Below are 6,146 nucleotides of genomic sequence, written 5' to 3' on the forward strand. Positions count from 1 at the left end.
AAAGATGGTGAAGTCGTGTTACCAATTAAGTCTCTTAAAACAGCTCTTAAGCTCTTTAATCGTGCTTACGTCAGAAGGAAAAGAAAGCATCCATCTTAAACCACAAAGTTCTCAAGTAGGTACTGCAAGTGTAGAAATTCCATGTAATCAAGTAGAAGCATTTACATTGGCTTGTAATGTGGAATATCTGCTACAAGCACTACAAACGATAACTTCTGAAACAATCGCGATAAAAATGATTAGTAATCAGAGACCTATCGTGGTAGTGGGAGCAGAGGATACAACTCACTCTAATCTGCAGTTAATTCTACCGGTTCTCGTGTAAGGGGGTATCCAAATGAATATGAATCACAGTGACTTCTTTAACTTTTTACAGTCAAAAGAAGTCCTTCCTAATAATCATGAACTTCGTCAATTCTTTGAATCGATTATAAATGGATTTATTGCGAACGAAATGCCTGATTTAGAAAACATACCATTAGAACATATAGATGAATTTGAAAAGCAATTTGAGCAGCTACAACATTATGTCACGTTTTATAGTGGTAATTCATTTCGTATAAATGGTCCAGATTGTGAATTAAAAGAAATGCTACATTTACATCTTTTCACTGAACAACTAGAAAATGTAGAAAAGCAGGGGCTAGAAGATGAGATATTTATTTAATCAAGGAAATGAGATGAAAGTATACATTCGGATACTACGCATACAAAAATTAATTCGTAAATATAACATCCCATTCTTAATCAATATCAATGATTTTCACAGGGACAAGTTGCATATCACAAGTGAACTATTATTCGAGTCGCTTGCGCGTTTTAACGAGCAAACACGTATATTTTGTCACTTTGCCTTTGGAACTGAAGAAGACCTGTTAGATGGCACGTTATTTAGCTCAGAAGACATGTATTCGAATTTTGCTTCGGATATTAGTTCTATGGTTGCGGAAGGATGTTACTTCGATACAGCTGGTTACTATTTATGTATAGGCTCGGAACATATAACACAATCTGATTTTCAATTCGTGTTACATGAATTTTCGTTTAACACCTATCAAAGTGAAGCGTATCCCAGTCATATTTTGATTGAATTTCTAGAGGATGGTTATGAACAGTACTCATTTGATGAATGGGTACTTTCTTATTATAAAATTATAATCCGTCAGCTGCTTCAGAACCACAGCGCGTTATTACCAATAAGTTCGCTGCCATGACTGTTGCTCAATTCGTCAACGAACTCTTTGATGAAGGTACGGTATCGAATCATTATATCATTTTCCAAGCTCAAAAGGCTTTTACGAAAGCTGCACCAATTGAGGAGTAATGATATAGGAGGGGACAAGATGAGAGTGTATCAATTAGATTCCACTCAATTACAATACAGTTTAACACCAACAAACATGTGTAATGGTGTTCTACAATACTACCAATATAAGCAGTATACCGTTGTATCTGTACTTGATTTATCAAAGCAAGATTCCGAAATGATACCATTGCTTCTGGCTTGTTTAGCAGAGGCTTTGATTCATTTCAATCCGGATTCTTTTTTAGCGAAGGATGAATCTAGCATCTTATATTGATGTAGAAAGAACTTTAAAGGATTTCATAGTATCTCTGACCATGGATTTTTACAAGATTTCAAGCAGATATACGAATGTTATCAAGCATTGCAGAACGTTGGGAAACAAGAGAAAAATATAAAAATAAATATGTAATAGCAAGGAGAAGAGAAACACATGTATAATATACTTAAACATCAATTTAATTACATTATCCGAGGGGTGATTCGGATTAACGAAAAGGTACAAAGGGAATTGAATCTATTGGTGCAAAAGATTCGTGAAACTGTGTCTTCTGTCCAAAAAATCATCCTTTTTGGCTCTCATGCATATGGCACACCAAATGAAGATAGTGATTTTGATCTCTGTATTGTTGTGGAAGGTGTAGGAGAAAGAAAAAGGGAAGTCATTAATTGTATCAATTGGGGTATTTACGATGTTATGGAAACACCAGTTGATATTTTAGTGTATGGGCCAGAAGAGTTTCTAGAACGTGCTAACCGTACCGTAACTATGGAACATAAGATTGCACTAGAAGGGAAGGTCCTATATGAGAAATACTGAGGATCTAAAAGAGTGGGTATTCATCGCAAAATCTGATTTAGATTCTGCTAGTTACTTATCTCATATGAAACCTTTCCCTACTGCAATTATTTGCTATCATAGTCAACAATGTGTGGAGAAACTTCTAAAAGGATTTCTTGCACTAAACGGTAGACCAGTCCCTAAAACTCATAACCTTTTAATGCTGCACAAATCTTGTTGTAGATTAGATGCGGAGTTCTCATTGATTTTAGAACAATGCGTGCAGCTGAATGGTTATGCTACAGACATTCGTTATCCGTATTTTGAAGCACTTACTGTTCAAGATGCATTTATCGCTATACAACATGCTCAAAAAGTAATGAGTTTCTATAACGAAAAATTAAACAAGCTGAATATACATGAAATCGTAATTGATTAAAAATAGAGGGTATACATAAGAGAGAGTGCCTATAAAGAGGGACTCTCTTTTTATATTTAAAAAAGAGGAGCTAATAATATAATGACGAACATTTATACACAAATTAAAGAAGAAATGAAAAAAAGGACAAACCTCATCCTGATAGGGATACTTAGGTTTGCCTTTTTTTTATGTGGGTAATGATATGTTTAATTACCATTATTATAACGCGATTTACAAATATTTTCAATTAGGTCAGACATCTTATTAACAAGCACACTAGTTATATTAAAAATCTATTATAAATATATATCTTATATATTAAAAAGAAATAAAGATAAAACTTTTATAGGTTAGTCAAAATAGAGGTTAGACTTACTCCTACAAGGGGAAATTTGATATAAGAACATAAAAAATCATAAATGACAGAAAAAGTATCCGTAGATTCAAGGATTATTAGACTTTTAATTCTACAAAAAAGCAGAAAGAAAATACTATATTTCTACATGAAATCGGAAAGAATTTGATACTAATCGCATTATATATATTCAACCTCGTAAATAGAAGTTGTTTTACTTATTTTGGTGATCAAGTTGGTATTAATCCTCTAATTATCCACATTTCATTCAGATTAGGGGGCTATTTATTAACATTACTCAGTATTTACACATAACTCACATTATTATTGATGATTTTTATTAGATAAATTGAACGACAGTAGTATTATCAGGGGTATGGAGGAAATATTATTCACATTTGATCATAATTGTCCTCATATCCACTATTTTTATAATATTCCTTTTGATTTTTTGTAGGTATTATGAGATAGGTTTTAATACATTAGAGGAATACACTCTCGTATTATGTGGAGAGTTATGTATTGATAGAATCAAATTTGTATAGAAGTGCATAAAAAAAGACTCCATTTTACATGAAGTTTTTTCGATTTAGTATTTATAAATAGATTATTAGGAAGGTGTTACTAATCAAATAAACACGAATAGCCCTCCACTTTTGTTTTTTTCAAAAATAGAGAGCTCGTTGCTATTATTTTATTTCCATTGCGGTTAGTACCTGATCTGGAGATGTTATTGTTACACCAGCACGTGCTAAACGTTCGAAGTTACGCATAAACTCTAGTAAATTAAACTGTTTTGGTAGCTCAATCACACGTAGCTGCTCTTGTGGTAACTTATCAATTTCTTCAATAAACCATTCACGTACATCACTTGGAATTATGCGTTCTTTATGGCCACGTACTTTTAATTTTTCACGCATTTCAATTTCTAAAGCGATATATGCATGGAGATTAACACCCTGATCATACGCATATTTTCTAAATAACGTTTCTTCCTGGTATTTTAGATAATTACGGTGATAAGACTCTTCCGTCACTGGTACCGCAAACTTCTGCTTCAGTAGTGCATGCACATTCTTAAACATCTTCTTAATATTGTGAAGAGAGTACATAGAATAATGTAAACCGAAATTAAAGACAGCTTGTTCACGGTCACTATTTCTCTCTTTTGGTATATGTTGCGCAATAAGAGGATAGATACCTTCTTTCGCAGCTGCATCAAGAATTTGATATTGAGATGTTTGATGTAATAGTTTTTTCAATGTATATACAATTTTCGTTGGATATCCTTCTTTTCGATCAATCATGTCACGAAGTCCGCGAATTACACTGCGGATTTGACGATGACAAGTATGTTTTAATACATGAATGAATTTATTCATGTCTGCAGACAGTTCACCGATATTCATTTCTTGTAGAACTGCTTCGATAAATTTCGCTTTACGAGCATAGGTAGTTTTTGGTGTAAATGGATCCCTATGTTGTTCTTCTCCAGCTTCTTTCGAACATAAGAAGTCTGAATGGATAGACAGATATAATGTCGTATATCGTTTTGTATGCTTTACACCTTTTTGCATTTTGCAAATTTTGAACAGGGGATTCCCCGTACATGGTAATGCCGTTGTTAATTCGTCGATAACGGCACGGATTTGATGCGGATATTTTTTATGTAAGAAACGATACATCCCACCGAAGTGAGTTTTGTTGCCTCTTTCGTCCTGCTTGTCCAATGAACGCTTTAACGTTGTTTCTGTATGTTGTTGCATGGCGATGTCTAAGAATAGTTTCTTAGACGCTACAGATAACTTAAAGAAAGCCTTGGTAAATACAACAGGACTAATATATACGTATGGATTTGCTTTTTCTGATTCCTCATTCATAAAATGAGTCAGCTTGATTGTATATCGGCCATCTACTCCATTTTCAATGGAGATAATGTTATGTAAGTTTAATTTCTTTAATGCAATATAGAATTGAGAGTGTTGGATATAAGCAAATTCTTCTTTGTATTGCTTGTAATCTTCCCACATCATATGTATTGTTACATTTGGAATGACACCATTAGTAAAGCATTTCTTATGTAGATATAAGAAAACTTCGAGATCAGCATTCGTAATGCCGTATAATTTATGTTTTCTTCCCGTTTTTTCTGCAAGTGCAGACAATGCGCGACGTGAAAAAGATGGTTTGGCTTTTTCGACAAAGCCTTCTTCGTCAGCAATACGTTCTTCGTATGTCATGTGCTGCAGAATATCTTCTAAATATGTATCTTTATAGCTGTAGTACTTCTCCTCAAATGTTTCCACAAACTTTTGCCAAGATTTTAGTGTTACTAAAACTGCGTTTGTTGTTTTCCCATTTAAGCTACGTTGATTACGTATCACAAATGATTTCCCCATCTTTTTCACCTCCGTTCTACAAATTCAGAAATATATGTCAAAATACTATAAAATATACCAATTTTGATTATAGCAAAATGAAAAATGCTGAAACGTGCTCCTTTAAGAAGAAAAATAGCAACTTGCAACAGCTTATGAAGCTAGTCGTATCAAGGGTTAAGAGAATTTCTTAATTTTTTTTTGTGTTAAGGATACCGCAAACGTGTTGCAAGTTTGATGATATGTATATGAATGAGCAGAAAAACACCTAAGTCCTTGATATATAAAGGATTAGAGTAGAAATGGCAGGGAAGTTAGGTAAAGGATACCGCAAACATGTTGCAAGTTGGTGAGGACAATCATTTAAAATGAATTACAATGATTATCCTTGATGTAAAAGGGTTTGTTGGTATTTATAGATTGGAAATAGGGGAAAGATACCGCAAACAGTGTTGCATCTTGGGTGAAAAATAAGGGAAAGAATACCGCAAACGTGTTGCAAGTTGAATGATACATAAAGAATTGAATAAAAAAACTTTAAAGCCTTGATATATATGGGGTTGGAGTGAAAATTGTTAGGGAAGTTAGGTAAAGGATACCGCAAACATGTTGCATTTTATGTATGTAACTTACTCAAAATATAAGAAAAGTGGCTTAAAAATTTTAAAATTACTAGGTTGAGAAATAAAATATACTGTTGCAAGTTGAATGAAATAGGTAAAGGATACCGCAAACGTGTTGCAAGTTGAATGAAATAGGTAAAAGAAAGAGCAACCATGTTGCAAGTTGAGGATTTAAGGAAAGCAAAGCGCAAAAGAAATGCAAGTAAAGAAGAAATAGGTAAAAGAAAGAGCAACCATGTTGCAAGTTGAGGATTTAAGGAAAGCAAAGCGCAAAAAGAATGCAAG

6 protein-coding genes and 3 pseudogenes are annotated in these 6,146 nt (G+C 33.5%); 7 read left to right on the top strand and 2 right to left on the bottom strand.

From position 1 onward, the window contains the following. Nucleotides 1-4 precede the first annotated feature (4 nt). The 7 genes and pseudogenes from DN404_RS31150 to DN404_RS29100 all read left to right on the top strand — a co-directional run bounded on the left by DN404_RS31150 (nucleotide 5) and on the right by DN404_RS29100 (nucleotide 2,523). A complete protein-coding gene (locus tag DN404_RS31150; protein WP_255445513.1) occupies nucleotides 5-325 on the top strand; it encodes a hypothetical protein in 321 nt (106 codons plus the stop codon). 12 nt (nucleotides 326-337) lie between these two features. Further along, nucleotides 338-667, top strand: a complete 330-nt coding sequence (locus DN404_RS29080) for a hypothetical protein (RefSeq protein ID WP_149215795.1) — start codon at nucleotides 338-340, stop codon at nucleotides 665-667. Then, a complete protein-coding gene (locus DN404_RS29085) occupies nucleotides 651-1,214 on the top strand; it encodes a hypothetical protein (protein ID WP_149215796.1) in 564 nt (187 codons plus the stop codon). The genes DN404_RS29080 and DN404_RS29085 overlap by 17 nt, the downstream gene beginning before the upstream one ends. Further along, nucleotides 1,166-1,324 (top strand): annotated as a pseudogene (locus DN404_RS31445) (ThiF family adenylyltransferase); the annotation flags it as partial. The gene DN404_RS29085 and the pseudogene DN404_RS31445, both read left to right, overlap by 49 nt. A gap of 19 nt (nucleotides 1,325-1,343) precedes the next feature. Beyond that, nucleotides 1,344-1,715 (top strand): annotated as a pseudogene (locus tag DN404_RS29090) (hypothetical protein). A gap of 21 nt (nucleotides 1,716-1,736) precedes the next feature. Next, nucleotides 1,737-2,123, top strand: coding sequence for a nucleotidyltransferase domain-containing protein (locus DN404_RS29095; protein WP_149215797.1), 387 nt, complete (start codon nucleotides 1,737-1,739; stop codon nucleotides 2,121-2,123). After that, nucleotides 2,110-2,523: a HEPN domain-containing protein gene (locus tag DN404_RS29100; protein ID WP_149215798.1), complete on the top strand. Its 414-nt coding sequence runs from the start codon at nucleotides 2,110-2,112 to the stop codon at nucleotides 2,521-2,523. Before DN404_RS29095 ends, DN404_RS29100 begins: the two co-directional genes overlap by 14 nt. Nucleotides 2,524-3,549: 1,026 nt before the next feature. On the opposite strand, the gene DN404_RS29105 is transcribed toward DN404_RS29100, so the two are convergent. Both DN404_RS29105 and DN404_RS30765 read right to left on the bottom strand, forming a co-directional pair. Beyond that, the gene (locus DN404_RS29105; protein ID WP_061655362.1) at nucleotides 3,550-5,259 is read right to left on the bottom strand and encodes a hypothetical protein; all 1,710 of its coding nucleotides are present in this window, start codon (nucleotides 5,257-5,259) and stop codon (nucleotides 3,550-3,552) included. Between the two features lie 595 nt (nucleotides 5,260-5,854). Further along, a pseudogene (locus DN404_RS30765) lies at nucleotides 5,855-6,146 on the bottom strand (hypothetical protein); the annotation flags it as partial.

This window comes from Bacillus sp. TE8-1, from assembly GCF_008368855.1.
Classification (GTDB): domain Bacteria; phylum Bacillota; class Bacilli; order Bacillales; family Bacillaceae_G; genus Bacillus_A; species Bacillus_A cereus.